Source organism: Pseudomonas extremorientalis, from assembly GCF_024584605.1.
GTDB lineage: Bacteria > Pseudomonadota > Gammaproteobacteria > Pseudomonadales > Pseudomonadaceae > Aquipseudomonas > Aquipseudomonas extremorientalis.
Genome location: NZ_CP089519.1, coordinates 2,495,439 through 2,522,423, shown reverse-complemented (window position 1 = coordinate 2,522,423; position 26,985 = coordinate 2,495,439). Strand labels below are relative to the sequence as shown.

The window sequence follows — 26,985 nt, the reverse complement described above, 5'->3', positions numbered from 1 at the left end:
CCTGTCGCTTTTGCACCATTAAATCAGGCCAAGTTCTCGCAACTGTTTCTCGCTCGCAAACTCTAATCCGCCGTTCTCAACCCTAGACCCATCTGAATAATGGGAGTACCCACAGACATTGCACTGATAAGCCAACAATCCATTATGCTTACCTATAAAGGCGCGCATTCCCTCAGATTCACATCTGGGGCATTGCTTATCAACTTCGACAGTCGCCAACTCCTCAATTGTATCACGTAAAAACCTCGCAATTGACTCTACATCTCTAGCCTGAAGTTTAAAAACAACACGCTTGAAATTAATTAAATCACTCACCTTAAAGGAAGAGTATTCAACTGGAATCTCCCTCTCATCTAATTTCGTAAAGCTATCAAAACCATAGGCCGAAAACGGCTCACCGGCAAGATACTTATGATTACCTCTCATCCAAAATAGTATTACTTCAAGAACTACCCTTAAATGTGTTTCGTCACTCAGAGCTTCCACTACCGACTGGAATTCACGCCATATCTTTATGGGTAGAATACGCATCAGTTGCCCACCTTAACCGGGAAGGTTGTAATTAAATTTCCTGCCTTATCGGTGAATACCTTTATCACAGACGTAGGAACACCGCCATCCTTCAATGTAGTGGTGCCAATAGCCCGCCCCACATCAACCGTTCTTACGAATTGGCCATCTGGCAGCGCAACAACCGGAGACTTCACGACAGAACTGCTCTGTAGGATGCCTTTCAGCTCATCCGGAGCAATGGTAAACACGGAGCGCGAGTTGGAGATTTCTCTATTGAAATGCCCATCTATAACGTGATCGAAACCCGCAGATACGGGATTGCCGTTATCACGAAGAGGAGTCGTTTCCGTGCGACCATTGGCAATGTTTACACGCGACTGCACTCGGTCTGGGATCTGAGTAGCAGCTTCGCTTGTCGCTTTTGCCCCCCTCGCCACAGCCCGCCTATAAGCCACCACCCCCGCCGCAGTCCCCACCCCAACCGCCAGTGCGATCTTCAGGTTGTCCGCAATGTCCTGCGCCTGAGCATCGCTCAGTGCCCACTTCGACTTGAGCGACTCGACCATCGCGCCCACCGAGTGCTCGGTCGTGGCGGTCGCCAGCATTTCCTGAAATTCGTGATTGCCGTTGATCAGGCTCTGTACCGCCTCCCGGGCGTCGGGCGAGGCGTAGTCGGCGATGTCGCGGATGGCATTCAGGTTCGCCAGGGTGTTGGCGACTTCTTTGGAGCTTGCCGCGCAGGAACTGGGGTCGGCCTGGCAGCTGACGATGGCGTCAATGTCCTGCTGGAGGCTCAGTTCCTGGAATTTGCGCGTGGCGTCCTGGATACAGGAGGCGTCGGTGCATCGGGCTATCTGTTTGGCGGCCCGTTCCAGTTGGTTGTGTGACAGGTAGTTGTACTGTGTGGCGTTCTTCGCCACCCAGCTGCCGGTCTCCAGCTTGGCGGCGTCCGTGTCGCTTTGTGCCGCAGCCGCCAGTACGCCGACGATCTGCGAACTCATGGTGAGCAGGGTGTCGTTGCCTTTGACCAACGTATCCAGGTGGCCAACCAGTGCTTCGCTTGCCGCCGCCGCCAATGCGCCGGTCTTGAAGTCGCCGCCGGTGGCTTCGGCCAGCAAGCCACCGACCATGGCGTGGATCGCCACCTTGGGTAACGAGCCGTCCGCCAGGACGTTTTTCGTGTAGTCCCCTACCAGGTTGAAACTGGCCGCCGCCAAGGTGTTGAACAAGGCAGTTTTCAGCGCGTCACTGACACTGCCGCCCTGCCCCAGGGCTTTGTTCAGCAACACAGAGGTGCCGTTCTGCAGCGCCTGGTTGGCCGCGAATTGGCCGACGCCGCTCCAGGTGCCCAGCGAGCCGGAGGTGGCCACTTTGCTGAGTGTGGTATTGGTCTGCGCTCCGGTCCATGGGTCGAAGTAACCCACCGTCAGGCCGGCAGTGATCGCCGAAACGCCGTAGCCCTTCAGGGCATCGGATGACGTCACGTCCTTGAACACGGCACCAAGATTGCCCCGGTTGTTGACCACGCTGACACTGGCATTGGTCGAGGCGCCGGTCGCAACCGCACCGACCATGGCGCCGCCGACACCGCCGCCTGCTGCGGCCGTCGCCATGGGCCCGATGACTGCCGACATCACGATGGCAATGATCAGTTGCGAGGCCGGCCCCAGCCCGGAGTGGCTGTACTTGAAGCTGTCGTGGACCTCCCTGACCTGGCGCCAGTCCACATCCCCGCGCTGTTCTGCGTCCTTGAGCCAAGCCAATTGCGGGTCGGCCTTGACCATCGCATCAATGGACTGGCTGACGCTCTGCTGATTGACCTGCTTGATGTCGATCTGCAAACCGTCGACGGCCTGGATCGCGATGGTGCCCCCGGCAACCAACTGGCTCTGGCGTAGTGTTTCGTCAGTGCTGCCCTTGCCCTTGGATGCCACCCAGAATGCGTTGTTGTTGGTCTTCTCGTGGCTCTCCTGATGCAGGTCTTTCACCGCTTCGAAGGTCACCGCCCCACCACTGGTGATGGCGATATCCGCCGCGCTTTCCAGCCTTGCCCCTTGATACAACTGACCGCCGCCGCTGATCAGGTTGAGGTTGCCGCCTGTGGTGATCTGGCTGCCCACCGCCAGCACGTCGGTGACTTCGTCGCGTTGGGTCTTGAGGGCGCCGAAGCTGCCTTTTTTCTTGTAGTCATACAGGCTGTAGTCGCTGTCATTGGCACTCAGCAGTTGCAACTGCCCACCCGCCACCAGGTACGCATCCTTGCCGCTGCTGACCTGGCTGGCGTGCAGCACGATGTCTTGCCCCGCGCTGGCGTTCAGTTTGCCGCCGGCGGTGAGCTGGCTGCCCACGTGACGCACCTGGGTGGTTTGCTCATGCACCTTGGCGCCGCCGCGTTTGCTGTTGACCGCGTGATCGGTTTCGTTGGCGGCGGCCAACAGGTGGAGGTTGCCACCGGCGGCGACGGTCAGGTCTTTGTCGGCGTTGGCTTGGCTGGCCAATAGGGTGATGTCGCGCCCGGCATGCAGGCTCAGGCTGCCGGCGGCGTTGAGATTGGCGCCAAGCTGTTCGGTGCGGCTGTGTTGGGTGACCCGGTGGCCGCCGTTTTCCGTGGTGCGTACCTGTTGGGTGTCGGTGACGGCGATGAGGTTGATGTCGCGCCCGGCGCTCAGGCTGGCATCGCCAGCGCTGTTGATGTCGCCTCGGTTGGTGATGTCGCGCCCGGCGTTGAGCGTGAGTTGCTGTGCGGCGCTGATCTGGCCCGCCTGGTCGAGATGGGTGACAAGGGTGCCGTCGCCCTGATGCTTGGCATGGGCGGTGCGGTCGTTGACGATGTCGCCGGTGACGCTGGTAAGTTCGATATGGCTGCCACGGATCTCGCCGGCCATCGCGTTGCGGATACTGTCGGTGGCCAGCAGGCTGATGCGTTCACCGGCGCTGAGCGTACCGCCATTGAGCAGGCGGCCGTCGGCGATGGCGGTCAGCTCCTGTGCCGCATTCAAGGTGCCGACATTGACGATGTCGCCACCACTGACCAGGTTGATGTCCCGGCCTTGCACCAGGCTGCCCCCGCGCAGGTTATTGGCGTCGACCGTCGCCAGGTACAGCACCGGCACCAGCACGTCTTCACCCTGCACCTGGCGTTTTTCCATCCACACGATGTCGTGGGTCAGGGCCGCCACCTGCTGCGCGGTGAGGCCGACGCCGACGCTCAATTGCAGGCTGTCGCGGGCGCTGAGGCCGTTGTCCATCAAGTAGCGGAACTGTTCCTCGTCGCTCTCCAGCCCGGCGAGGAAGCGTTGCCCGGTCTTCGCCAGCACGGCGTCACGGATCAGGCGGCTTTCGTAGTAGCCGTCGCCCAGGCGTCGCCAGGCCACGTCGGTGCTGTAGCCGATCTTGTCGAGCAAGTACTGGGAACTGAGGAAGTTGGCCAGGTGGGTGAACAGGGGATTGGTTTCAATCAGGTAGGGGCTGCCCGGATTCTTGCTGGGGATAAACAGCCCGTATTTACCGCTGGGGAGTTGGAATTCCGGCGGTTGGGTCAGGTCATCGCTGAGGCGATCCGGGCTCAGTTCGAGGTCGTTGGGGTTGTGGCCAATGTCGCCGGTCAGTTGCGCCAGGGTGTTTTCCCGCAGGGTGCCGTTTTGCAGGTACTCGGTGGCCTGCAGGTTGAGGCGGCCGCCGGCTTGCAGCGTGGCGGCATAGACTTCGCGGCCATCCTCGCGCCAGGTGGTGAGGGTGCCGGGGTTGCTGAACCCCTCTCCGGTCGAGCGGGCCTTGAGTTCGGCAAAACGCACGGGGTCGAAGGGTGCGTTATTGAAGGCCGGCAGGTCGTGGAATTCCATCTGGTCCCACAGGGCTTTGTCGATGCGACCGGGGGTGCCGATGATGGTGCTGGAGATGCCGGTCTGGGAGGCCGCGCCCTGGTTGATAAGGCGGTTGGCGGAAAGGTGCACGTCGCCATTGGCGGCGAGCAGGCTGTAGCGGTTCTCCAGGGTCTGCGCGTCGATACGCAGGTCTTTGCCGGCCACCAGTCGCGCCGCCCTGGTGGAGTTGGGCGCGGCGGTTTCGCGCCAGGTTTCGCTGATGTAGATGGTCCCACGCTTGAAGCTGTCGTCGCCGTCGCAGTGCTGGCCGCAGACCCATTGGATACTGCCGCCGACCAGCTCGCGTTCGAGGACAAGGTGGGTGCGGGCGTTTTCAAACTCGCGGGCGTTGATGTGCAGGTTGCCTTCGGTTTCCACGCTGCCGGAGAGGTTGCTGAAGCGCGTGCCGGCGAAACTGAAATCACCGACGCTGTAGAGGTCACCTTCAAGGTTGCTGAAATGCTCGCCACGCACGTGCAGGTCGCCGCCGCTGAACAGCAGGCCGGTGTTGGTGACGTTGGCAGTGAGCAGGAGATTGCCTTGGCTGCCGAGCGTGCCGGGGTTATTCAGTTGAGCCGCATTAATCTGCATATGCCGCGCTGCGCTGAGCACGCCGAGGTTATGCAGTACATCGCGCACGCGCAGTTGGATGTCTTGGCCGCTGAGAATCTGGCCGTGGTCTTGGGTAAGGTTTGATGCGCTGATATAGGCATCGCCTTTGGCGGCGATCAGGCCGCGGTTGTTCAGGTCGCCATCGACCTGCAGGAGCAGGTGGTTGTCGCCGAGCAGTTCGCCCGCGTTGGTGAACGTGCCGGCCGCAATACTCAGCGCAGTGCCTGCCCCCACGATCTTGCCGCTGTTGTCGACGCTGTCGGCGACCAGGCTCAAATCGCCTTCGGCATGCAGCGTCCCGGCATGGTTGATGGCCTGTCCGGCGGCAATTTCAAGTTGGCCGGCGGTGACCACCTGGCCAGTGTTTCTCAGGTCCTGGCGGGCTTCGATCCTGGCGCTGTCGGCGGCGATCTGGCCGCTGTTATCGAGGCTGCCGCTGGTGATTTCCAGGTGGCCACTGGCATTGAGTTCACCCGGGTTATCCAGGCGCTGGGCCTTGATGCTCAGCTGTTTGCCCGCGATACGCCGGTCTTCCAGGATGCCGCTGACGACCTTGCCCTGGTTGCTCACCGTACTGCCTTCGAGGCTGACATTCCCGGCGCTGGCCAGAGTCTGCCGTACCACCAGATCGCCCTGGGCCTGCAGGTCGATATCAGCCATCGCAAAGGTCGGGCCTTGCAAGTCAATCGACGCGGCCTTGGCCGTGAGGGCGCCGACGCTGGTGGTGTGGGACAGGCTCAAGCCGCCATTGGCGTTGATCACGATGTCGCCGGCGGTGCTGGCCATATCGCCCGCCAGCCTTACGCCGACGCCCTGCTCAGTGCCCACCAGGCGAATCGTCCCGGCGTACATGCCGCCGAGGGCGCTGGCATCAATGGCCAGTTGCGGTTTGTCCCGGCCATCTTCGGCATGGGCACGGGCCTGCAAAGTGTCGGCACTGACATCGTTACGGCCGGTGATAATGTTGAGCTGGTCGGCATGCAGTTGCGCGTTGAGCTTGGTCGTGCGGGTAATCAGATCGAACTGGCTGACATTGCGGGCATTGAGCCCGGCGCCCTCCAGCGCAATATCGCCGCCGTCTACGCGAAAGTGATCCAGCCGCCCACCTTCGATCACGGGCTTGCCGGTGGTCAGCGTCGCGCGCGGCGTATTGATAAACCCGCAGCCATTGCAGGTGATGCCGTGAGGATTGGCGACGATCACCCGCGCGGCATGCCCCGCCACTTCGGTGTAGCCCCCCAAATGGCTGCGGTTGCCACCGGTGACTTCGTTGAGGATCACGCTGGCAGGCCGCCCTTGCAGGCCTGGGTTGCCGAGGATCACACCGCCCAGTTGGGTGTTTTGCGTGGCCTGGGTGGCGTTATTGAGGATCAGCCCGTTGCTGCCGACGTTGTAGTCGGTGAACAGGTTATGGGACAGCCCGCTGCCATTGGGCCCGGCGATATTCACCACCGGCACGCCGTTGGGCGCATGGCCGAGGCTGGTGCCGGGGCTGGCCGGGTCCACGCTCAGCTCGGCGGCGGCCGCGACAATCGGGTTGAGGAAGATGATGCCTGCGAGGCTCAGGGCCAGGCACTGGTAAAACGGGCGGCGCACGTCCATAGGCTAGGTTCCTTGTTGTTATTCAGAAAAACAGGTCGATTCGGGCATAGATCGGGTGTTCGCGACGTTCAACGATGGCCGGGCGCTCCAGGGAGCGGGCGAGCACCAGCGAAGCGGCAAGGTGAGTACCGCGTGCGCTGAGCTCCCAGGCATGGCCGGTAAGGCGCCCGGCAACGTCAGGGTTGTGCGGGCCACGGCGGATCACTCCGACGTCGTAGCCAAAGCCCACGCCCACTTCGTGCACCCAGGGCCGCAGCGCGTCCCAGGCCACCGGTTGGCGCCAGCGCACCTGGCTGCGCCAGTAGCCGCCGCTATTGCCCGAAAGGTTCTGTTGCTGGAACCCGCGCACCGCACCGAGGCCGCCGACGCTCAGGCGTTGTGGCCCATAGAGTTCGTCTTCGGCGTGTTGGCCGGTGGCAAGGCTGTCGACACTCCAGTGCTGGCCCAGCCAGCGAAAGGCCTGCAAATAGCTGAGGGTCAGGGTGTATTTCTGATAGCGCGAGGTCGGCGCGCCGCGCTGTGTAGAGAGATCGCGCTGGGCGTCCAGGGCGCCGATGCCCTGTTGCCAGCCGGCATCGAGGTTGAGAAAGGCGTTGCCGATGCGGCGGCCATGGTTGAAGCCCAGTTGACGCTCCGTGATGCGATGGCTGGAGGTGCGCAGCAACGCGTCTTCCAGGTAGTTGCGGGTCCGCAGGTGGCTCAGGCCAAAGCTGAACGCCGTCTTGCCCAGGTTATCGCGGTGCAGCACGCGCTCGGCGCGCAACTGCTGGCTGGAGGTCTCGCCTGACAGTGCGAAGGCAAACCCGGAAAGGTCGTTGCGCGTGCGGTAGAAGCTTTGGCTGTGGCTGACATTGAACGTCCACCAACCATACGGCAGGCTGTAGAACAGGTTCTGGCTGTGGGAATGGCGCCAGCGGTCGCTGACGGTGTCGCGGCTGGCCCGCAGGTTCAATTGATCCGCCAGGCCCAGGGGGCTGTCCCAATCCAGGCCGATACCGGCCTGCTGGCGACCGGTGCTGGCATCGCCATGGTTGTTGCGGTTGGCCGAGACACGCCAGGGTTCGCGGCGCTCACCTTTGAGCGTCACGCGGCTGCCCCCCACTGCCTGCCCCGGCAACACCTCAAGCTGCGGCTGGCGCGAGGGCAAGCGCGATAGTTGATCCACCCACTGCTCCAGCTCGCGCAGGTCGAGCACCTCCCCTACGGTGCCGGGAAAGGTCATGGCGGACTCCAGCGGGCTGGCCAGCGATGAGCTGTCGAGCCCTTCAAGGCGCCCTTCGACCACGATGATGTTCAGTTCGCCATGTTTCAGGTCCTGCTGTGGCAGGTAGGCGCGGGTGGTGACGTAGCCGCGATGCAGGTAGTGATCGGTGAGGCTTTTGAGCACGGCGTTGAGTTGGGGCACCCCCAGGCAACGCCCCTGCCAGGGTTGCAGCAGCGCCTCGCGCTGGCCTTCGGGCAGCAATGTCGCGCCTTCAATGTTGATAAGCGTGACGGTGATGCACTGGCCGTCTTCCAGCAGCGCGGGAGCCGTTGGCACAGCGATTTGGCCGGGCAGGTTCTGCAGGTCTTCAAGGCGACGACGCTGCTCTTCCAACACTTGCTGCTGACGCTCACGGGCCAATTCGCGGTCGCCGGGCGACACGGGGGACGCGGCAAGAAGCGGACCTGAAAACAGCGCTATCCCCAGCAGCGCAGGTCGAAAAACAGCCGGCATCCTTTCACCCTCACACAGGTACTCAAATGGAAAGAGCACCCATGCTGCCGAGGCTGAAACGCTTAAGGAAAACAGGAAAGGTTACAAAAAATTCGGCGTTCCTGAGGGCGTAGCCCTGTCTGTCACACAGCCGTTGGAGGGCTGTCAGATGCTTCCGAACAATGTCAGTCGAAGGAAGAAACCGGATAGGAAGTGAGACTTGAAACGTACATTTCCTGGGTTTTTCTTACGCTGAAAATCCTTTCCCCTACAAACGAGAAAGACAATTCAGAGAGGATAAGAAAGGAGATCTGTCAGAGGAAAAAGACCGGTCGCTCTACCCATGAGCACACAGGCATACCTGAAAGCGACAGGCGTAGATTAGCGTTCTGGCCCGGTCCATTTACATCGTAAAAATTGGAGTTACCCGACGAGCGGCAGCCCCTCAACTCAACAACACCACCCCACCCGGCAACTCCGTGCACTTGGCCCCATACGCATCGCGGATCAACAACGCCACGCCCGCCAACTGCTGCAAACTGAAGCGCGCCTGAACCCGACGCTGGCCCAGTTCCTTGTTCAACAGCAGCAGCATGCCCGGGCGATAACGGTTGATCTCGTCCACCACCGTCGCCAGCGTGGCGTTGTTGAACACCAGCACCTGTTCACGCCAGGCCACCACTGCCTGGGTGTCCACCATTGTCACCTCGCTGACGCCGGACGCGCCGTAGGTGAGTTGCCGGCCGCTGTCCAGGCGCACGCTGCGCCCGGCGATGGCCACCGCGAGTGAACCGTCGATGCAGGTGACGCATACCCGGTGGTCGGTATTGCGCACATTGAAGCGTGCCTGCGCCGCGCTGACCGAGCCCTCGCCAGCCTGGACCAGCAGCGGTTGCGCAACGTGGGTGACCACCTCGACTTCGCCTTCGAGCAGTTCGATGCCCTCGCCCACCCGGCTGATGCGGGTCTGGGTGTTGAGTTCCAGGCTGATGCCTTGGCTCAACAGCACTTGGCGCTGCTCGCCGACTTCGGTGCGATAGTCCGCTGTGAGCCCGGCGAAGCCGCCCGGCACACCGACGCGCACCATCACCACGGCTGCCGAGGCGGCGATGGCCCCGCCGAGGAAGGCACGGCGGCCAAAGCTGCGCGGTTGCGACATTTGATCAAGGGCCGGGGACAGTTGCTGCCACAGCGCCTTGGCCTGTTCGAAAGCCTGGGCGTGTTCCGGGCTCTGCGCGCACCAGGCTTTGAGGGCCTTGGCATCGGCCACGGTGGCGCGGCCCGAGGTCAGCAGGAGCAGCCAGTCGCGGGCTTCATCGTGCAGGGGGGTGGCGGCGGACTGCCGGGCGGTGGAGAGGCTAAAAATATTCAAGCGCGCACGTACTCACGGATTTATCAGGGACTCGACACTAAGACGGTTTTCCGGCCCCGGGACCGAACCGCTGAATCACTTTTCTTTCCAGGCGCTTGGCACAGTGGCCCAGGGCGGCCTTGATTTCCTTTTCGACCATGCGCGTGGAAATGCCAAAACGCTGGGAGATTTCCAGGTGCGGCGCCTCTTCCAGGCGCGCGGCGATGAGGATCTTGCGCCGACGCGCCGGCAGTTCGTAGAGGGCCTTGACCAGGGATTGGATTTCTTTCTGGCCGCCCACCACCCGCGACGGGTCCTGGGCTTCGTCGGCGCTTTGCAGCAGCTCTTCCACCTCGCTGCCGGTGAGCAGGCGCGCATCGGCCTGGCGGCGGTCGGCGGCGATGTTCAGGGCCATGCGGTACAGGTAGGCATTGGGCTGTTGCAGGTTCGGCGGCACGTCCATGCGGTCGACGCGCAGGTAGGTCTCGTGCAGCACGTCGTTGGCCAGGTCCTCCGAGCCCAGGCGCTTGCGCAACCGCACCTTGAAGTCTTCGTAAGAGGCCAGGAACAGGCTGACCATCGTACTGTGCCCGGTATTTTTCATCCCTCCGAGGCTCCTTTTGCGGCTGTGCATTCCATGCGCGTTCCTGTTGTGTCAGGCATCAAAAGTAAAGTCACCGGTTGGCGCAGCGAGCTTGGCGCCGGGCGTTCGACCCGCGCCGCTGCCAGGCTGCGCACCAGTGCTTCATCGCGTTGTTCATCGCCGGTGGAACTCACCAACCGGCTGTGTTCGACCCGCCCATCCGGGTTGACCCACACCTGCACCAGCGCGCGAAAACTGCCGGGCCGGGTCAGCGGCGAGCGGCACAGGCTGGTCTCGATGGCTTGCTGCAACGCCGTCGCATAGCTGTTGTTGATCCGCGCAGCGTTGCGTGCCGCCGCACCCCGCTTAGTAGTAGGCGGAGGGCTGACTTGCGGGGTCTGCAAGGTAAACGCATCGCTGCGTGCATAACGGGCCATCAGGCCACTCCCTGTCAGCAACATCGCCAGTGCCTCTTGCGCCGTGAAGCGCCCGCGCACGGCGATGGAGCGCCGCCCGCGCGTCAACTCACGGTCCACCAGCACCGCCATCCCGGTGGCACGGCTGTAGGCTTGCAGTGCATGTTCCAGGTCCTGCGCCGGCAGGTTCAACGGCAGCAGCGGTGACTCTGCCTGCGCCGCGCGACCAGCGGCCAGCAGCAACAGCAAGACCAGGGCGCGCATGACGCGCCTCCAGGCTCCCTGTTCACCCCCTGTTCTGCATCGCTGCACGGCCGACGCGCCCTAGAAAACCGTCATCCTGAGGCCAGTTTATGAACCTGATGTTACGGTGATAGCAAAAAAAACATCACGGTGATGAGAGGCCCGCTGCACTAGACTTCCAAGCCTTACCGGCCCACTCCTTCGGGCCTGCCAGGAGGCCCGATGAAAACCTTGCCGACCCTTGCCAGCCTGTTGCTGTGCGCCACCCTGCCCTTGCTGGGCCATGCCGAAACTGCCGCCGGCACGTGCGCCGAGGTCAGCGTGGATGGCTACAAGGCGCCCGACTATGGCTGCCTGAGCCAGCAGATGAGCAACCACACGAACGCTACCAAGGCGGCCAAAAAGAACCGCGAGGCGCAGAACCTCCCCATCGAAAAACGCCCGCCGAACGCGGTAGGCCTATCCACCCCGGCGGCGACCAGCGTGCGCATGGGCAATACCTTCGGGACGTCGGTGAAACCGCAGCGGCCCTGAGGGCCAACCCTTTCAAAACGGGCGATAAGTCCCCTGTGGCGAGCGGGCTTGCCACAGTTGCAGTGTTCGCTCTTAACGGGAGGGTTTCAGCCAGAGACTGGGAGCACTGGATCGCGTTTACCCTGCTGGTCGGGCTGGGGCTGCACATGATCTGGTGGCAAGCGTGCGGAGATGGTCGGTGGTGTGGTGCTGATGCTAGTGGGGGCGACAATTCTGTACGAGCACCTCTTGGTCCAGGCACACCGCAAAATAATGTGGGAGGGGGCTTGCCCCCGATAACGGCGGGTCAGTCAATTATGCGGTGACTGCCCGACTGCTATCGGGGGCAAGCTGAACTGGCCTAATGATTTTGGACACTTCAATCGGGCGCTATGATAGCGCCCAAATCTGAGGTGTTTGGATATGCGTAAATCTTATTCGAGTGAGTTCAAGCTCAAGGCTGCCAGCATGGTGCTGGATGAAGGTCAGCCGGTTACCGAGGTCTGTGCCAGCCTGGATATTGGTCCTACTGCTCTGCGCCGTTGGGTCGATCAAGTGCAAAAAGAACGCTTGGGCTCGACTCCGGTGGGAGCCAAGGCAATTACCGCTGATCAACGAGAGATCCAGAGACTCAAAGCCCTGCTCAGGGAGAAAGACCTGGACATTGAAATCTTAAAAAAGGCCAGTGCTCTCCTGCTTTTGGACGCCAAAGATCATTCACGCTGATCGATGAGCTGGACGAGCAGTACGGCGTTAAAAGGTGTTGCCGGGCGTTCGGGGTTAACCGCAGCAGCTTCTATGCCTGGCGCCAGCGCCAGGGCAGAGCAAATCCTGAGCGGGAAAAGCTCAAAGCCGCGCTGGTCAGGCACCACAAGGCGTCGAGAGAGTCGGCGGGCGCACGTACCTTGTCCAAGGAGCTGCAAGCCAAAGGACATCGTGTCGGACGTTACATGGCTCGCAATTTGATGCGCGAGGCTGGCATCGCTAGTCGTCAGCGCAGGCGCCATAAGTACAAGTCGCCGGGCGTGGAGGCCTTGGTGGCGCCGCATGTGCTCAAGCGGAAATTTGATGTGACGGCGGTTAATCAGGTGTGGTGTGGCGACGTAACGTACATCAAGGTCGGCAAGCGTTGGATGTACTTCGCCGCCGTTCTGGATCTGTACGCTCGCAGGATCGTAGGCTGGTCGTTCTCGATGATTTCGGATGCCAACCTGACCTGCGAGGCACTACGCATGGCAGTTGAGCTACGCGGCCATCCCGAGGATGTGTTGTTTCACTCTGACCAAGGTTGCCAGTACACCAGCCATAAATTCCGAAACGCGCTTGTGAAGCATGGGTTTAGGCAAAGTATGAGCCGTAAAGGCGAGTGCTGGGACAACGCCCCGATGGAGCGTTTCTTTGGTAGTTTGAAATCCGAGTGGGTTCCTGAAACGGGCTACAAACTGGAGCATGAGGCCCGGGCAGATGTGCAGCGCTATGTCTCGCGCTACAACATCAGCAGGCCTCACAGCTACAACGACTACCGGTCGCCGGTCGCGAAGGAAAGGTTGGCGGCATGAACCTTAATCGGTGTCCAAGATTACTTGACCAGTTCAAGCCCCCTCCCACAAGGGTTCTACAGCGGTTCAGGGAATGCGTTTCACGCCGCTTGGCTTTCCTTTTTCAAGCTGTCCATATCGATCACGAACCGATACTTCACATCGCCCTTGAGCATCCGCTCATACGCCTCGTTGATACCCTGGATATCGATCATCTCGATGTCCGAGACAATCCCGTGCCTGGCGCAGAAGTCGAGCATGTCCTGGGTCTCCTGGATGCCGCCGATCAACGAACCGGCCAGGCTGCGGCGCTTGAAGATCAGGTTGAATACCGTGGGCGACGGATGCGGGCTGTCGGGCGCGCCGACCAGGGTCATGGTGCCGTCACGCTTGAGCAAGTTAAGGAACGCATCGAGATTGTGCGGCGCGGCAACCGTATTGAGGATGAAGTCCAGGCTGTTGGCAACCTTGGCCATTTCGTCCGGGTTCTTCGACACCACCACCTGGTCGGCGCCCAGGCGCAGGCCGTCTTCGCGCTTGTTCGGTGAGGTGGTGAACAGCGTCACATGGGCGCCCATGGCATGGGCGATTTTCACTGCCATATGGCCCAGGCCACCCAGGCCGACCACGCCGACTTTCTTGCCGGGGCCGACCTTCCAATGATGCAGCGGCGAATAGGTCGTGATGCCGGCGCACAGCAACGGCGCCACGGCAGCCAGGTTGGCGTCATCGTGGGAGATGCGCAGGACGAACTTTTCCTTGACCACGATACTGTCCGAGTAGCCGCCGAAGGTATTTTCACCGCCGAACACCGGGCCGTTGTAAGTGCCGGTAAAGCCGTTCTCGCAGTACTGCTCCTCGCCCTCGGTACAGGACGCGCAGTGCTGGCAACTGTCGACCATGCAGCCGACACCGGCCAGGTCACCCACCTTGAACTGCTGCACATTGGCGCCGACCGCCGTGACACGGCCGACGATTTCGTGGCCAGGCACGGAAGGGTAAAGGGTGTTGTTCCACTCGTTGCGCACGGTGTGCAGGTCGGAGTGGCAGACCCCGCAATAGAGAATGTCGATCTGCACGTCATCCGCCCCCGGCGCACGGCGCTCAAAGGTGTAGGGCTTGAGGGAATCCTTGGCGTTCTGGGCGGCGTAGCTGTAAGTCTTGGCCATTTCGTTCACCTGTGTGATCGGATGCTGGGAGTCAGATGACCAGCATAGACGCTGAATCGTTCAACCGAGCACGTCCGTACAATCCGCCGGTCGGCCCCGTCCCTAAGATCGAGACTTTCTCAAAACGCGGGAGAGTGGGTATGTGTAGAAAAGTCAGGACGGTATCGCTGGCAGTCACCTTGCTGGCCGGGGCCATGATGAACAGCGCCTTCGCCGCTACACCGGCGGTCGCCGTGGCTCCGCAATACGACACCAGCCACGTCTATGTGGCACCGGCCGATGTGGAGCGTTTTACCCAGAGCTTCCTGGCCACATTCGGCGGCAAAAGCACGCCCCAAGTGGTGGTGAACGTGTTGCCGGTGCCCAGCAGCACCACGTCGCAACTGCTGCAGACCCCGGCAGGTACAGTGTCGCTGTTCGGTTTCACCACGCCGATCCCGCACCCGTTCGGCCAGGAGCGCAACGGTTACCTGGTCAAGGACATGGACGTCGCCCTCAAGGCCGCCCGGGAGAACGGCGCGGCGGTGATCGTCAGCGACTTTCCCGACCCGATCGGGCGTGACGCGGTGGTGCAGTGGCCGGGCGGTGTGAACATGCAGCTTTACTGGCACACCAAGACCCCGGATTACGCCGCGTTCCAGACCGTGCCGGAAAACCGCGTGTACCTCAGTGCCGAGCGTGCCGACACCTTTATCAAATCGTTTATCGGCTTCTCCCACGGCAAAGTCCTGGCCGATGACAAACACGCCCCTGGCGTGGATATCGGCCAAGCCAACGGCAACTACCGTCGCGTCGACATCGAATCGCCATTCGGGCGCATGGCGGTGCTGGTCACCAACGGCCAACTGCCCTACCCGTTCGGCCACGAGACCACCGGCTATCAAGTGGCTGACCTGACGGCCACCCTGGGCAAGGCCACCGGCTCCGGCGCGAAAGTGTTAGTGCCTGCGTTCGACAGCAAAGGCCGTCGCAGTGCGTTGGTGGAATTTCCGGGCGGCTACGTCGCGGAGATCCATCAACTCAACGCCGCAAAATGACGCGCCGCACAGGCTGGGGCCTGGCCGTGCTGTGGCCGCTGCTCGTCGGCAGCGTCCACGCCGACGAGCAAGCGACACGCCCGGCCATCAAGGCCAACCGCTGGCAGGAAGACTGGTCGGTTTTGCAGGACCCGGCGCTGCGCACGCAGCCGCTGGACAGCTTGAAGTACATCCCGCGGTCCAGCGCGAACCCCTACACCTACCTGTCCCTGGGCGCGACGTTGCGCGAGCGTTTCGAGATGAACGATGCCAGTGGCTTCGGCGTGCGGGATGTGAAGCGTGATCGCTACCTGATCCAACGCTTCCAGCTCCACGCCGACCTGCATCTGAACGAGCACTGGCGGGTGTTCACCCAATTGGAAGATGCGCGGGCGTACGACAAGACCACGATCGGCGGCGCCGACCAGAATCGCGTCGATCTGCGCCTGGCCTTCGCCGAGTACGTGAATACCTTCAGCAGTGGGACTCTCAAGGCCCGTGTCGGGCGCCAGGATTTTGCCTTCGACCTGCAGCGCTTCATCTCATCGCGGGACGGCCCGAATGTGCGGCAGTCCTTCGATGCGCTGTGGGCCGACTGGGAGACCTCCAACTGGCGTTTTATCGGGATCGCCAGCCAGCCGGTGCAGTATCAGGACGGGCGTCACTTCGACGACAAATCCAACAGCGATGCGCGCTTCCACATGGTCCGTGTGGAGCGACTGGTGGGCGGCAAGAACGAGTTGTCCGCCTACTACGGCGTGTATGAGCGCACCGCCGCCCACTACCTGGACGCCGACGGCGACGAGACCCGCCACCTGTTCGACGCACGCCTGGGCGGCGCGGCCATGGGCTTTGACTGGGACATCGAAGCGATGCTGCAAAGCGGCTCGGTCGGCAACAAGGACATTCGCGCCTGGGCCGGTGGCAGCCGTACCGGCTACACCTTCGACAGCCTGGCCTGGAAGCCGCGCATCGGCCTGCAACTGGACATCGCCTCGGGCGACCGCAAAACCGGGGATGGCAACGTCGGCACCTTCAACCCGCTGTTCCCCAACGGCTACTATTTTTCCCTGGCGGGCTACACCGGCTACAGCAACCTGATTCACGTCAAGCCGTCGATCACGCTCAAGCCGATCGACAGGCTCAGCGTGCAAACCGCCATCGGCCTGCTGTGGCGCCAAACCACCAGCGACGCGGTCTACACCCAGCCCAACCTGCCGGTGGCCGGCACCGCAGGCCAGGGCGATCGCTGGACCGGCGCCTATGCGCAAGTGCGCACCGATTATGTGTTCAGCCCCAACCTCACCGGCGCCGTCGAGGCCGTGCACTACGACGTGGGCCAGACCCTGCGCGATGCCGGCGGTGACGACAGCAATTACCTGGGGGTCGAGCTCAAGTTCAGCTGGTAACCCCAAGCAAGCACACCCGTACAAGCCCTCGAGCCGGTTAACGGCAATAGTGATCCTGCGTTTTATCCCCCCTCGATAAGGAGATGTTCATGAGCACATTCGTCGCCAAAGACGGTACCCAGATCTATTTCAAAGACTGGGGCAGCGGTAAACCCGTGCTGTTCAGCCACGGCTGGCCGCTGGACGCCGACATGTGGGAATACCAGATGGAATACCTGAGCAGCCGCGGCTTTCGCACCATCGCGTTTGACCGCCGTGGGTTCGGCCGCTCGGATCAACCCTGGACCGGCAACGACTACAACACCTTCGCCGACGATATCGCCCAGCTGATCGAACACCTTGACCTCAAGGACGTGACCCTGGTGGGCTTCTCCATGGGCGGTGGCGACGTCGCCCGCTACATCGCACGCCACGGCAGCGCACGCGTGGCCGGCCTGGTACTGCTGGGCGCGGTCACACCGCTGTTCGGCCAGAAACCGGACTACCCGCAGGGCGTGCCGACTGAAGTGTTCGATGGCATCAAGGCCGGCCTGTTGAAAGACCGTGCGCAATTTATCAGCGACTTCAACACGCCGTTCTTCGGCATCAACCAGGGCCAGAAGGTCTCTGAAGGCGTGCTGACCCAGACCCTGCAGGTGGCGATGCTGGCATCCCTCAAGTCGACGGTGGATTGCGTGACCGCGTTCTCCGAAACCGACTTCCGCCCGGACATGACCAAAATCGACGTGCCGACCCTGGTGATCCACGGCGATGGCGACCAGATCGTGCCGTTCGAAACCACCGGCAAAGTGGCGGCCGCCTCAATCAAGGGCGCCGAACTGAAAGTCTACAAGGACGCACCACACGGCTTCGCCGTGACCCACGCGCAGCAGTTGAATGAAGACCTGCTGGCGTTCCTGCAACGCTGAAACGCCTGCACCACCCTCTCCTTATTTTGGCCGGGCTTGCCCGGCCTTTTTTTGCTCAGGAGAAACGCTGGCCCAGGACCAGGCGACCGGGCCCGCTGATCAGCAAGGTGGTAAAGATGATCAACAGCAGCCAACCGAACTGCCCTTCGAACAACGTCCACTCCGGGTGCACCACCAACAAAGCGATCAACAGCACCGCCAGGATCGGCAGGCACGCCAGGCGCACCAGCACCCCGGCAATGATCAGCAGCGGGCATAGCACTTCAGCGAAAATCGCCAGCAGCAACGTGATGTTCGCCCCCAGGTGAAACGGGTCTTCGATCAGCTGCAATTGCTCGCTGTAGTTGAGCAACTTGGGCAAGCCATGCACCCACAGCAGGAACAGCGCCCCGCTGATCCGCAGAAACAATAGTCCCAGGTCCTGACGCGTCGATTCGTTCATACGTGCTCTCGGTTGATTGCTACAAACAACGATTGTGTCGACCGGGCCACCGCCGCGCTTGCAAGCCTGTGCTGACCTCACTCCCCGGTGCCGGCAAACGCCGCCACGATTTCATCGATCACCGCCCGCACCCGTGCGGTGTGGCGCAGATCGGCGTGGGTCACCAGCCATACGTCATATGGCAAGGGTCGGGTGCGCTCCGGCCACAGGCGCACCAGCCCGTCGCGCTCACCGGTGCACACCGGGATTTCGCCGATGCCGATGCCGGCAGCGATGGAGCGGCGCACCAGCAGGCTGGAACTCAAGGCAGCAACGATGCGCCCGCGGCCGAGGGGCTCGGAGACCAGGGTCATGTCCTTCTGGCTTTGCAGATGAGGTTGGTAGACCACCAGGTCATGGCCTTCGAACAGGCTGCCCGGCTCAGGTACGCCGTGACGCTCGAGGTAACCCTGGGACGCAAACAACCCCAGCGGCCAGCGCGCAATACGCCGGGCGATCAGGTCGGGGTTATCCGGGCGCTGGTTGCGCACGGCGATATCGGCTTCGCGCTTGGCCAGGCTGAGGATCTGCGTGGAGGCGTCCAGTTGCACGCGCACGTCGGGGTGTTTGTCGTGCAGGCAGGCGATGGCCGGGATCAGGAAGTCGATGGCCAGGGAGTCGGTGGTACTGACCCGCACAGTGCCGGTCAGGCGGTCATCCAGGCCCTGGATCTGGCGCTCCAGGTCGAGGGCCGAGCGCTCCATTTTCTCCACCGAAAGCAACGCCGCTTCGCCGACCGCCGTGAGCGCGTAGCCTTCGGAGGTGCGCAGGAACAAGGTTGCGTTCAAGGACTTTTCCAAGGCGTTGACGCGGCGCCCCACGGTGGCCTGGTCCACGCCCAGCACCCGTGCGGCGCCGCGCAATGTGGATTCGCGGCACACCGCCAGGAATACCCGTGCATCGTCCCAATTCATGCGGTCTCCCATTGATGCAGATATGCATCATCATGACGCTAATTCGCTGCATTATTGCATCGAAAAATCCCGATATGCTGACCGCCGCAGAAAAAACTTCAGGACAGCCATCATGCTCGACTCCCACGCACCATCCCGCAGCGCGGTCTGGCTGCCGATCTTTGCCGGCCTGTGTGCCAGCCTGGTCAGTATCGGCCTGGCACGCTTTGCCTACACACCGCTGATCCCCAGCCTGATCCAGGCCCAGTGGTTTTCCGCCAATGACGTGGTCTACCTCGGCGCCGCCAACCTGGTGGGTTACCTGATCGGTGCGCTGATCGGCCGGCCCATCGCCCAGCGCACCTCCAATACGACCGCCCTGCGCATCATGATGGTGGCGGTAACCCTGGCCTTCTTCGCCTGTGCCTTCCCGCTGTCGGTGGTGTGGTTCTTCGCCTGGCGCCTGCTGTCGGGGATTGCCGGCGGCGCGATCATGGTGCTGGTGGCCGCGACCGTATTGCCCCACGTACCGGCCGCACGCCGGGGCCTGGCCAGTGGCGCGATCTTCCTCGGCATCGGCCTGGGCATTGCCGGCTCCGGCACACTGGTGCCGCCGCTGTTGAGCCTGGGCTTGCAGCAGACGTGGCTGGGCCTGGGCCTGCTGGCGTCGCTGTTGACGGCGGCCAGCTGGTTCGCCTGGCCCGGCGTTACGCTGCATGAAGCAGCGGCCCCAATGGCCACTTCAGCGCGGATGCCGTCCGGCGTGTACCTGCTGTTCGCCCAGTACGCCTTCATGGCCGCAGGCCTGGTGCCGGCGATGGTGTTCCTGGTGGATTACGTGGCCCGTGGCCTGGGTGAGGGTGCGCACATCGGCGCGATGGTCTGGGTGATGTACGGCCTGGGCGCGATTGTGGGGCCGGTAAGCTACGGGTTTATCGCCGATAAACTCGGAGCACGCCTGAGTATCCGTGTGGTGCTGGTGGTGCAGGCGATTGCCGTCGGTCTGTTGCCGCTGGCCAGTTCTTTCACTGCCCTTGCCGTACTGGCGGTGATCCTCGGTTCGTTCCCGCCAGGCATCGTGCCATTGGCCTTGGCGCGGGTGCATGAATTGCTGCCCAACCATCATCAGCAGCAGGTAGCGTGGAGCCGCGCCACCGTCTCCTTTGCTACCTTCCAGGCACTGTCCGGGTTTGCCTACTCGGCACTGTTCAACAGCAGCGGTGGCCAGCATGCGCTGTTGTTCGTGATTGCCGCTGGCGCCATCGTGGTCGCCCTGGCCCTGGAACTGGGCATGATTGTGCTGAACCGTCGACCGCTCGACACGGTCCCAACCCATACGCTCCCCCTTACAGGATTTGCCAAATGACCCTGCCTACCGACATGACCCTGATTGAAATCACCACGCCCGGCGGCCCCGAGGTGCTCAAGCCGCGCCAGGAACCGGTGCCCTCCCCGGCCCCCGGCGAAATCCTGATCCGCGTGCACGCCGCCGGGGTCAACCGCCCCGACGCCTTGCAACGTGCCGGCAAGTACCCGATGAAACCCGGCTTCAGCCCGATCCCCGGCCTGGAAGTGGCCGGCGAAGTGGTCGCGCTGGGCGAAGGGGTCAGCGAATACGCGATTGGCGACAGGGTCTGTGCCCTGACCAATGGCGGCGGCTACGCCCAATACTGCACGGTGCCCGCCAGCCAGGCGTTGCCGGTTCCCGAAGGCATGGAGTGGATTCAAGCCGCCGCCATCCCGGAAACCTTTTTCACCGTGTGGGCCAACCTGTTCGGCATCGGCGGCGCGCACAAGGGCCAGCGCGTGCTGATCCACGGCGGCACCAGCGGGATCGGCACCACCGCCCTGATGCTGTGCCGCGAGTTCGGTATCCAGGCGTTCGCCACCGCTGGCAGCGAAGAGAAATGTGCGGCCATCCGTGCCCTGGGCGCTGAAGCCATCAATTATCGCGAGCAGGATTTTGCCGAGGTGATCGGGGCTCGAGGTGTCGATGTGATCCTCGACATCATGGGCGGCTCCTACCTCAACAACAACCTCAAGGCCCTGGCCATGGACGGGCGCCTGGTGATGCTGGGCTTCCTGGGCGGCGCCAAGGCCAATGACGTGGACCTGCTGACCATCCTCGGCAAACGCGCCGTCGTCACCGGCTCCTTGCTGCGCGCCCGTACCAAGGACGAGAAAGCCGCCATCGCCGACCAACTGCGCGAGCACGTATGGCCGGTGCTGGCAGCCGGGCGCTGCCTGCCGATGATCGACCAGGTGTTCGATTACACCCAGGCCGATCAGGCGCATGCGCGGATGGAAGGTGGCGATCACATTGGCAAGATTGTGTTGCGGGTGGTTTGATTACCCGGCGAACACCGGGTAGTCGACATAACCCGCTTCGCCTCCCCCATACATCCCTTCCGCCCGCAGCGGGTTCAACGGCCAGTCGTTGAAAATCCGCTGCGGCAAGTCCGGATTGGCGATAAACGGCCGCCCGAACGCGATCAGATCCGCCAGCCCCGCTTCAACCAGTGCTGCACCGCGTTCAGCGGTGTAGCGACCGGCATAGATGATCCGCCCGCTGAAGGTGTCGCGTACCGCTCGGCGGAATGATTCGGGCAATACCGGGGCGTTATCCCAGTCGGCTTCGGCAATGGACACATAGGCGATGCCCGACGCTTCCAATACCTTGATCGCTTCAATGTAGGTGTGGTGCGGGTCGTCTTCCACCAGGCCGATGTACACCCGGTCCTGGTCGGTGCCGCTGAACAATGGTGAGAAGCGCACGCCCAGGCGCTCGGGCCCGACCACGGCGGTCACTGCTTCGACGATCTCGCGCAGGAAGCGCAGGCGGTTGTGCAGCGAGCCACCGTACTCGTCGTCACGCTGGTTGGCGTGGGCCGAGATGAACTGGTTGACCAGGTAGCCATTGGCTGAATGGATTTCCACCCCATCAAACCCCGCATCCAGTGCATTGCGCGCTGCCTGGGCGTAGTGCCCGACCAGGTCCTTGACCTCCTGTGTGGTCAACGCACGCGGTACAGGCGGCTGCATCAATTGCCCCTCGCCCGGCGCCGTTTCGATAAAGGCCTTGGCCTGAATTGCCTGGATAGCAGAAGGTGCGACCGGTGCGGCACCCTCAGGCTGCAACGCGCTGTGGGACACCCGACCGACATGCCACAGCTGGGCGAAGAACACCCCGCCTTCGGCATGCACCGCCTCGGTGACCTTGCGCCAGCCGTCGATCTGCGCCGGCGTATAAATGCCCGGCGTCCACGCGTAACCCTGGCCACGCGGTTCAATCTGCGTGCCCTCACTGACCATGAAGCCGGCACTGGCGCGCTGGCGGTAATACTCGGCCATCAAGTCAGTGGCGATATCGCCCGGCTGGGCGCTGCGCTGGCGCGTCAACGGTGGCAGCACAATACGGTTGTTCAGTGTGTGGTGACCCAGTTTCACCGGGGTACTTAAAACGGTCATCTCATTCTTCCAGATTACGAGCGCGCGAAAGCATTGGCGACTTATTCAAGTCGCCAATGCATCAAGCGGTTTATTGAGTCAGGCAGTGAGTTTCAGCAGGGCCTTGGCGACATCGCTGGAACTGCCGGGGTTTTGCCCGGTGACGAGCAAGCCATCGGTAATGACAAAGGACTGCCAGTCAGCGCCTTTTTCATACAGGCCACCCAGCTTCTTGAACTCGTCTTCCACCAGGAACGGCACTACATCGGTCAATTCAACGGCGGCTTCTTCCGAGTTGGAGAAACCGGTGACACGCCGGCCCCTGACCAACGGCTCGCCGTTGACCGCCTTGACATGACGCAAGGCACCCGGTGCATGGCAGACAAAGCCGATCGGCTTGCCGGCACGCTCGAAGGACTCGATCAACGCGATGGAAACCGGCGATTCCGCCAGGTCCCACAGCGGGCCGTGGCCGCCTGGGTAGAACACGGTGTCGAAGGCATCGGCGTTGACCGAATCCAGCTTCAGCGTGGTCGCCAGGGCCTGTTGCGCGGCCGGGTCGGCGGCGAAGCGGCGGGTCTGGTCGGTCTGGAAGTCCGGCTGATCGCTCACCGGATCCAACGGCGGCTGGCCGCCGGCCGGGGATGCCAGCACCACCTCGGCGCCGGCGTCCTTGAACGCGTAATAAGGTGCGGCAAATTCTTCGAGCCAGAAGCCGGTCTTGCGGCCGGTGTTGCCCAACTGATCGTGAGAGGTCAATACCATCAATACTTTCATTGTCGAGTGCCTCGGGATGACTGTGGGTTGAAGCTTAGGAGCCTGGGCGTCGCCTCACAACGTCATATCCGCAAGGTTTTCGGACATTGCTCGACGGCAGTTGCCGTTTCTCGCCCAGCCGCCGACAATCGCGTCTCCCCTGCCCCCTGGAGAAACACGATGCACAGCGTTGCGCTGCTGGTCTACCCGAATTTCGAATGCCTGAGCCTCAGCGTGGGCTCGGTGTTCGAGTGCGCGAACCTGTTGCGCGGCGAGCCGGCCTATGCGTTTCACCTGGTCTCGGAGACCGGCGGCGCGGTGATGACATCCCAGGGCTTTTCGGTGAACACCACACCCATTCGGGCCGAAGGCTATGACACCTTGATCGTCGGCGGCTACATGGAGTTCCGCCTGCCGGAAGCCAACCTGCTGGAACAGGTCAAGGCCGCCTCTGCCCAGTCGCGGCGCGTCGCCTCATTGTGCATGGGCATCTTCGTGCTGGCCGAAGCCGGCCTGCTGGAAGGCAAGCGCACCACCACCCACTGGATTCACGCGCCGGCCTTTCGCAAGCGCTACCCGCACATCCAGCTGGAAGAAGACAAGTTGTTCGTGGTGGACGGCCAAGTGTGGACCGGTGCCGGCATGAGCGCCGGGGTGGACCTGGCATTGGCCATGGTGGAGAACGACCTGGGCAGCGACCTCGCCCGGCGCATTGCGCGCAAACTGGTGATTGCCCAACGTCGCGGCAGTGAACAATCGCAGCTGTCGGCGCTGTTGGAGCTTGACCCCAAGTCAGACCGCGTGCAACTGGCCCTGGCCTACGCCCGTGAGAACCTGACCCACGATCTCACGGTGGAGACCTTGGCCGATGTCGCCCGGCTGAGCCCGCGCCAGTTCAGCCGGGTGTTCCGTGAGGAAACCGGGCAGACACCGGCCAAAGCCATCGAAGCCCTGCGCGTCGAAGCCGCCCGGGCACTGATGGAAACCAGCCGTCACCCGGTGGAGGTGGTGGCCCGCGAAACCGGCTTTGGCGACCGCGAACGCATGCGCCAGGCGTTCCTGAGGGCGTTCGGGCAGCCGCCGGCGGTAATGCAACAGGCCTTTAATGCAGGGCCGCCCGCGTAATCAGGTAACTGACCAACTGCGGGTCATCCTCCAGCTCTATCGTCTGTACCGGGCGCGGCAGGTTATCCAGCACCGTGCGCCAGAACGCCTGGGACACTTCGTCCTGGTCATAGAACCGCACCAGCCAATTGGCCTGGCCGCTGCACAGCACCTGGCTGGCGATGGCGCGGCCGATGCCTTTGCGGCGATAGCGCTTGAGGATGAACAGATCGGCCAGCTCCAGGGCATCGATGCCTGGCAGTTCGCTGCCTTCGATCAGCAGGAAGCCGGCAATGTAGCCATCCACCAGCAGCAGGTTGGCGCTCCATTGCGGGTCTTGCCAGTAGCGGGCCAGGTGTTCGTCATGGATGTAGAAACGGCCGTCCGCCTCCACATCTTCCTGTTCCCAGTCGGACGACTCATAGGCGTAGTACTGGTAGAGATTACGGATCAGCTCGGCGGCTTCGGGGCCGGTCTGGATCAATTCGACGGTGACTTCGGGCATGGGGCTCTCGGTGAAAAAACGCAGGGCGCCATTGTTCACAAAACGCGAGGAGAGGCCAACCTTTCTACTTGCTGAACCGATTGCAAATAGGTGTTGCCTCGCCCGAAACCTTGAAACATTTCGAATAAACTTCGTGAAATTTGCCTCTGCTCTTCAAGGACACCTATTTTGACCAACATGTGTACCGCCGGCCTGGATGTGGGTTTTGCCTCCCTCGATTACCTACAGATCTTCATCCTTGGCGTGATCCAGGGCATTACCGAACTGCTGCCGGTGTCGTCCACCGCCCACATGCGCGTGGTGCCCGCCCTGCTCGGCTGGCAAGACCCCGGCTCGGCGTTTTCCGCGGCCATGCAACTGGCGGCGCTGGCCGCGGTGGTCAGTTACTTCTGGCGCGATGTGCGCCAAGTCACCACCGGCAGCATCGGCGCGGTGCGTCGGGGTGACTACAACGACCGTTGGTTCAAGCTGGCGGTGGCGATTGTGCTGGCGACCCTTCCCATCGGGATTGCCGGCCTGGCGTTGTCGTCGACCTTGAATGCCTGCAACTCGCCGCTGCGTGGGCTGATGGTGATCGGCATTTCCTGCGTGGTGATGGCGGTGCTGCTGGCTGTGGCGGAAGTACGCGCACGCCACACCCGTGAAGTGAGCGAAATGCGCCTGCGCGATGCGTTGATCGTCGGGATCGCGCAAATTGGCGCGTTGATTCCGGGGGTATCGCGGTCCGGCTCTACGCTGACCGCTGCGTTGTTTCTCAATTTCAAGCGTGAGGAAGCTGCACGCTTCTCCTTCCTGCTGGGCCTGCCGGCCATCGCCCTCGCCGGGCTGAAGGAGTTGTGGGTGTTGCTGCACGCCGACATGCCGGCCCATGCCTGGCCGCATCTGCTGTTCGGTCTGGTGGTGGCGAGCGTCTCGGCGTTCTTTGCGATCTGGGGCCTGATGAAGTTCCTGGAGCGGTTCTCCACCTGGCCGTTCGTGATCTACCGCGCGCTGTTGGGGGTGTTCCTGATTGTGGCGGTCAGTACTGGGCTGTTGAGCTGACTCAATTCAAAAAACACATCCGATCCAATGTGGGAGGGGGCTTGCCCCCGATTGCGCAGTGTCAGTTGCATATAAGTTGACTGACACACAGCTATCGAGGGCAAGCCCTAATGCCGGTCAGTTAAGGGACAGAACGGGCAACCAGACACCTGTGGCGAGCGGGCTTGCCCCGCGTTGGGCTGCGAAGCAGCCCCAAAACATAGCCCCGGAGCTGTCTGGCACACTGCAGTGCTCTTATTGGGGCTGCTGCGCAGCCCAACGCGGGGCAAGCCCGCTCGCCACAGTTACAGTGTTCCTCCTTAACTGACTGGCATTAGGGCAAGCCCCCTCCCACCTTTGTACCGTATTGCCTTACAGACTGCCGGTTCGGTCGGCCAGTTCTTCCAGCAGGTCGGCCGAGGGCACGAAAAACAGGCCGCCGGTGACCGCCGTGCTGAAATCCAGCAGGCGGTCATAATTGCCCACCGGACGGCCGACGAACATGTTTTCCAGCATCAACTCCAGGGGATGCGGCGAGCGTGCATAGCCGATGAAGTAGGTGCCGAACTCCCCGGCACCTGGCCGGCCAAAGGGCATGTTATCGCGCAGGATCTTCACTTCTTCACCGTGTTCGTCGGTGATGACGGTCAAGGCGCTGTGGGAGTTGCTCGGCTTGGCTTCTTCGTCCAACTCGATATCCGACAACTTGGTGCGCCCGATCACTTTCTCCTGGGCCTCCACCGTCAAGCCATTCCACGCCGTCATGTTGTGCAGGTACTTCTGCACCAGCACGTAGCTGCCGCCACGGAATTCGCTGTCTTCGTCACCGACGATGGTGAAGCCCTCGGCCTTGCGCCCTACCGGGTTCTCGGTACCGTCGACAAAGCCGATGATGCTGCGCATGTCGAAATAGCGGAAACCCTGGACCTCATCCACCACCTTCACGCTGTCGCCCAGGGCCGCCATGAGATGGGTGGCCAGTTCGAAGCACAGGTCCATCTGTTCGGCGCGGATATGCAGCAGGATATCCCCCGGTGTCGACATGGCCATGCGCCCCTCCACGCCGAACTCGCGGAACGGGTGCAGCGCCGCCGGGCGTGGCGCGCCGAACAGGCGGTCCCAGGCATCCGAGCCAAACCCGCAGACGCAGGTCAGGTTGCCGGCCGGCACGCGCTTGCCCACCGAGCGCACCAGCCCGGCAATGTCGGCGCACCAGGCGCGTACCGTGTCCTCGCTGCCGGGGGTGACAGTGGCGACCATGAAAATCGCGCTGCTGGTGATCGGGTGGCACACGGACTCCGGTTCCAGGGGCGGCTGAACGGAGGATGGGGTCATGGTGAAAGTCCA

22 protein-coding genes and 1 pseudogene are annotated in these 26,985 nt (G+C 62.4%); 10 read left to right on the top strand and 13 right to left on the bottom strand.

Going from position 1 to position 26,985, the window contains the following annotated elements; genetic code table 11:
• Positions 1-18: 18 nt before the first annotated feature.
• From LUU92_RS11465 to LUU92_RS11440, 6 genes are all read right to left on the bottom strand, one after another.
• The gene (locus LUU92_RS11465) at positions 19-531 is read right to left on the bottom strand and encodes a hypothetical protein (RefSeq protein WP_071488110.1); all 513 of its coding nucleotides are present in this window, start codon (positions 529-531) and stop codon (positions 19-21) included.
• A complete protein-coding gene (locus tag LUU92_RS11460; RefSeq protein WP_257103628.1) occupies positions 531-6,590 on the bottom strand; it encodes a two-partner secretion domain-containing protein in 6,060 nt (2,019 codons plus the stop codon). Before LUU92_RS11460 ends, LUU92_RS11465 begins: the two co-directional genes overlap by 1 nt.
• Positions 6,591-6,612: 22 nt before the next feature.
• Positions 6,613-8,307: a ShlB/FhaC/HecB family hemolysin secretion/activation protein gene (locus tag LUU92_RS11455; protein WP_257103627.1), complete on the bottom strand. Its 1,695-nt coding sequence runs from the start codon at positions 8,305-8,307 to the stop codon at positions 6,613-6,615.
• A gap of 424 nt (positions 8,308-8,731) precedes the next feature.
• Entirely contained in the window at positions 8,732-9,658 is a 927-nt protein-coding gene (locus LUU92_RS11450) for a FecR family protein (RefSeq protein WP_257103626.1), read from the bottom strand.
• Positions 9,659-9,695: 37 nt separating this feature from the next.
• A complete protein-coding gene (locus LUU92_RS11445) occupies positions 9,696-10,241 on the bottom strand; it encodes an RNA polymerase sigma factor (RefSeq protein ID WP_016980117.1) in 546 nt (181 codons plus the stop codon).
• Positions 10,238-10,900, bottom strand: coding sequence for a TonB family protein (locus tag LUU92_RS11440; RefSeq protein ID WP_071487879.1), 663 nt, complete (start codon positions 10,898-10,900; stop codon positions 10,238-10,240). Before LUU92_RS11440 ends, LUU92_RS11445 begins: the two co-directional genes overlap by 4 nt.
• 201 nt (positions 10,901-11,101) lie before the next feature.
• Between LUU92_RS11440 and LUU92_RS11435 the strand changes: the two genes are divergently transcribed.
• The 3 genes and pseudogenes from LUU92_RS11435 to LUU92_RS11425 all read left to right on the top strand — a co-directional run bounded on the left by LUU92_RS11435 (position 11,102) and on the right by LUU92_RS11425 (position 12,951).
• Positions 11,102-11,413 (top strand): hypothetical protein, encoded by a 312-nt coding sequence (locus tag LUU92_RS11435; protein WP_257103625.1) that lies wholly within the window; start codon positions 11,102-11,104, stop codon positions 11,411-11,413.
• 156 nt (positions 11,414-11,569) lie between these two features.
• Positions 11,570-11,692, top strand: a pseudogene (locus LUU92_RS11430) (hypothetical protein); the annotation flags it as partial.
• Between the two features lie 123 nt (positions 11,693-11,815).
• A protein-coding gene (locus LUU92_RS11425) for an IS3 family transposase (protein ID WP_428842196.1) occupies positions 11,816-12,951 on the top strand; the annotation gives its coding sequence in 2 pieces (ribosomal slippage) (positions 11,816-12,062 and positions 12,062-12,951; 1,137 coding nt in all).
• A gap of 80 nt (positions 12,952-13,031) precedes the next feature.
• Here LUU92_RS11425 and LUU92_RS11420 read toward each other — a convergent pair.
• A complete protein-coding gene (locus LUU92_RS11420; RefSeq protein WP_222541488.1) occupies positions 13,032-14,099 on the bottom strand; it encodes an NAD(P)-dependent alcohol dehydrogenase in 1,068 nt (355 codons plus the stop codon).
• 140 nt (positions 14,100-14,239) lie between these two features.
• On the opposite strand from LUU92_RS11420, the gene LUU92_RS11415 reads away from it, so the two are divergent.
• The 3 genes from LUU92_RS11415 to LUU92_RS11405 all read left to right on the top strand — a co-directional run bounded on the left by LUU92_RS11415 (position 14,240) and on the right by LUU92_RS11405 (position 17,432).
• Complete coding sequence (locus LUU92_RS11415; RefSeq protein ID WP_222541487.1) at positions 14,240-15,136, top strand: VOC family protein; 897 nt, start codon at positions 14,240-14,242, stop codon at positions 15,134-15,136.
• Positions 15,133-16,524, top strand: a complete 1,392-nt coding sequence (locus tag LUU92_RS11410; RefSeq protein ID WP_257103624.1) for an alginate export family protein — start codon at positions 15,133-15,135, stop codon at positions 16,522-16,524. The genes LUU92_RS11415 and LUU92_RS11410 overlap by 4 nt, the downstream gene beginning before the upstream one ends.
• Positions 16,525-16,613: 89 nt before the next feature.
• Positions 16,614-17,432 (top strand): alpha/beta fold hydrolase, encoded by an 819-nt coding sequence (locus LUU92_RS11405; RefSeq protein WP_257103623.1) that lies wholly within the window; start codon positions 16,614-16,616, stop codon positions 17,430-17,432.
• A 55-nt stretch (positions 17,433-17,487) separates the two neighbouring features.
• Here the strand turns inward: LUU92_RS11405 and LUU92_RS11400 are convergent, their stop codons facing one another.
• On the bottom strand, positions 17,488-17,874 hold the full coding sequence (locus LUU92_RS11400) for a DoxX family protein (RefSeq protein WP_071488263.1): 387 nt from the start codon (positions 17,872-17,874) through the stop codon (positions 17,488-17,490).
• Positions 17,875-17,951: 77 nt separating this feature from the next.
• Entirely contained in the window at positions 17,952-18,827 is an 876-nt protein-coding gene (locus LUU92_RS11395; RefSeq protein ID WP_071488262.1) for a LysR family transcriptional regulator, read from the bottom strand.
• A 112-nt stretch (positions 18,828-18,939) separates the two neighbouring features.
• Here LUU92_RS11395 and LUU92_RS11390 point away from each other — a divergent pair, with 112 nt between their 5' ends.
• Positions 18,940-20,172, top strand: a complete 1,233-nt coding sequence (locus LUU92_RS11390; protein WP_257103622.1) for a YbfB/YjiJ family MFS transporter — start codon at positions 18,940-18,942, stop codon at positions 20,170-20,172.
• Entirely contained in the window at positions 20,169-21,155 is a 987-nt protein-coding gene (locus LUU92_RS11385; RefSeq protein WP_071488260.1) for an NAD(P)H-quinone oxidoreductase, read from the top strand. Before LUU92_RS11390 ends, LUU92_RS11385 begins: the two co-directional genes overlap by 4 nt.
• Here LUU92_RS11385 and LUU92_RS11380 read toward each other — a convergent pair whose 3' ends face one another.
• Together LUU92_RS11380 and LUU92_RS11375 are read right to left on the bottom strand one after the other, a co-directional pair.
• Complete coding sequence (locus LUU92_RS11380; protein ID WP_257103621.1) at positions 21,156-22,274, bottom strand: alkene reductase; 1,119 nt, start codon at positions 22,272-22,274, stop codon at positions 21,156-21,158. It lies immediately after the preceding gene.
• Between the two features lie 78 nt (positions 22,275-22,352).
• Positions 22,353-23,030, bottom strand: coding sequence for a type 1 glutamine amidotransferase domain-containing protein (locus LUU92_RS11375; RefSeq protein ID WP_257103620.1), 678 nt, complete (start codon positions 23,028-23,030; stop codon positions 22,353-22,355).
• 159 nt (positions 23,031-23,189) lie between these two features.
• Between LUU92_RS11375 and LUU92_RS11370 the strand changes: the two genes are divergently transcribed.
• A complete protein-coding gene (locus LUU92_RS11370; RefSeq protein WP_071488257.1) occupies positions 23,190-24,134 on the top strand; it encodes a GlxA family transcriptional regulator in 945 nt (314 codons plus the stop codon).
• Here the strand turns inward: LUU92_RS11370 and LUU92_RS11365 are convergent.
• Positions 24,112-24,618 carry a GNAT family N-acetyltransferase gene (locus LUU92_RS11365; protein ID WP_257103619.1) on the bottom strand — a complete coding sequence of 169 codons (507 nt, stop codon included), beginning with the start codon at positions 24,616-24,618 and terminating at the stop codon, positions 24,112-24,114. The genes LUU92_RS11370 and LUU92_RS11365 overlap by 23 nt on opposite strands.
• A 168-nt stretch (positions 24,619-24,786) precedes the next feature.
• Between LUU92_RS11365 and LUU92_RS11360 the strand changes: the two genes are divergently transcribed.
• On the top strand, positions 24,787-25,659 hold the full coding sequence (locus tag LUU92_RS11360; RefSeq protein ID WP_071488256.1) for an undecaprenyl-diphosphate phosphatase: 873 nt from the start codon (positions 24,787-24,789) through the stop codon (positions 25,657-25,659).
• 351 nt (positions 25,660-26,010) lie between these two features.
• Here LUU92_RS11360 and LUU92_RS11355 read toward each other — a convergent pair whose 3' ends face one another.
• Positions 26,011-26,973 carry a Dyp-type peroxidase gene (locus LUU92_RS11355; protein WP_257103618.1) on the bottom strand — a complete coding sequence of 321 codons (963 nt, stop codon included), beginning with the start codon at positions 26,971-26,973 and terminating at the stop codon, positions 26,011-26,013.
• Positions 26,974-26,985 lie beyond the last annotated feature (12 nt).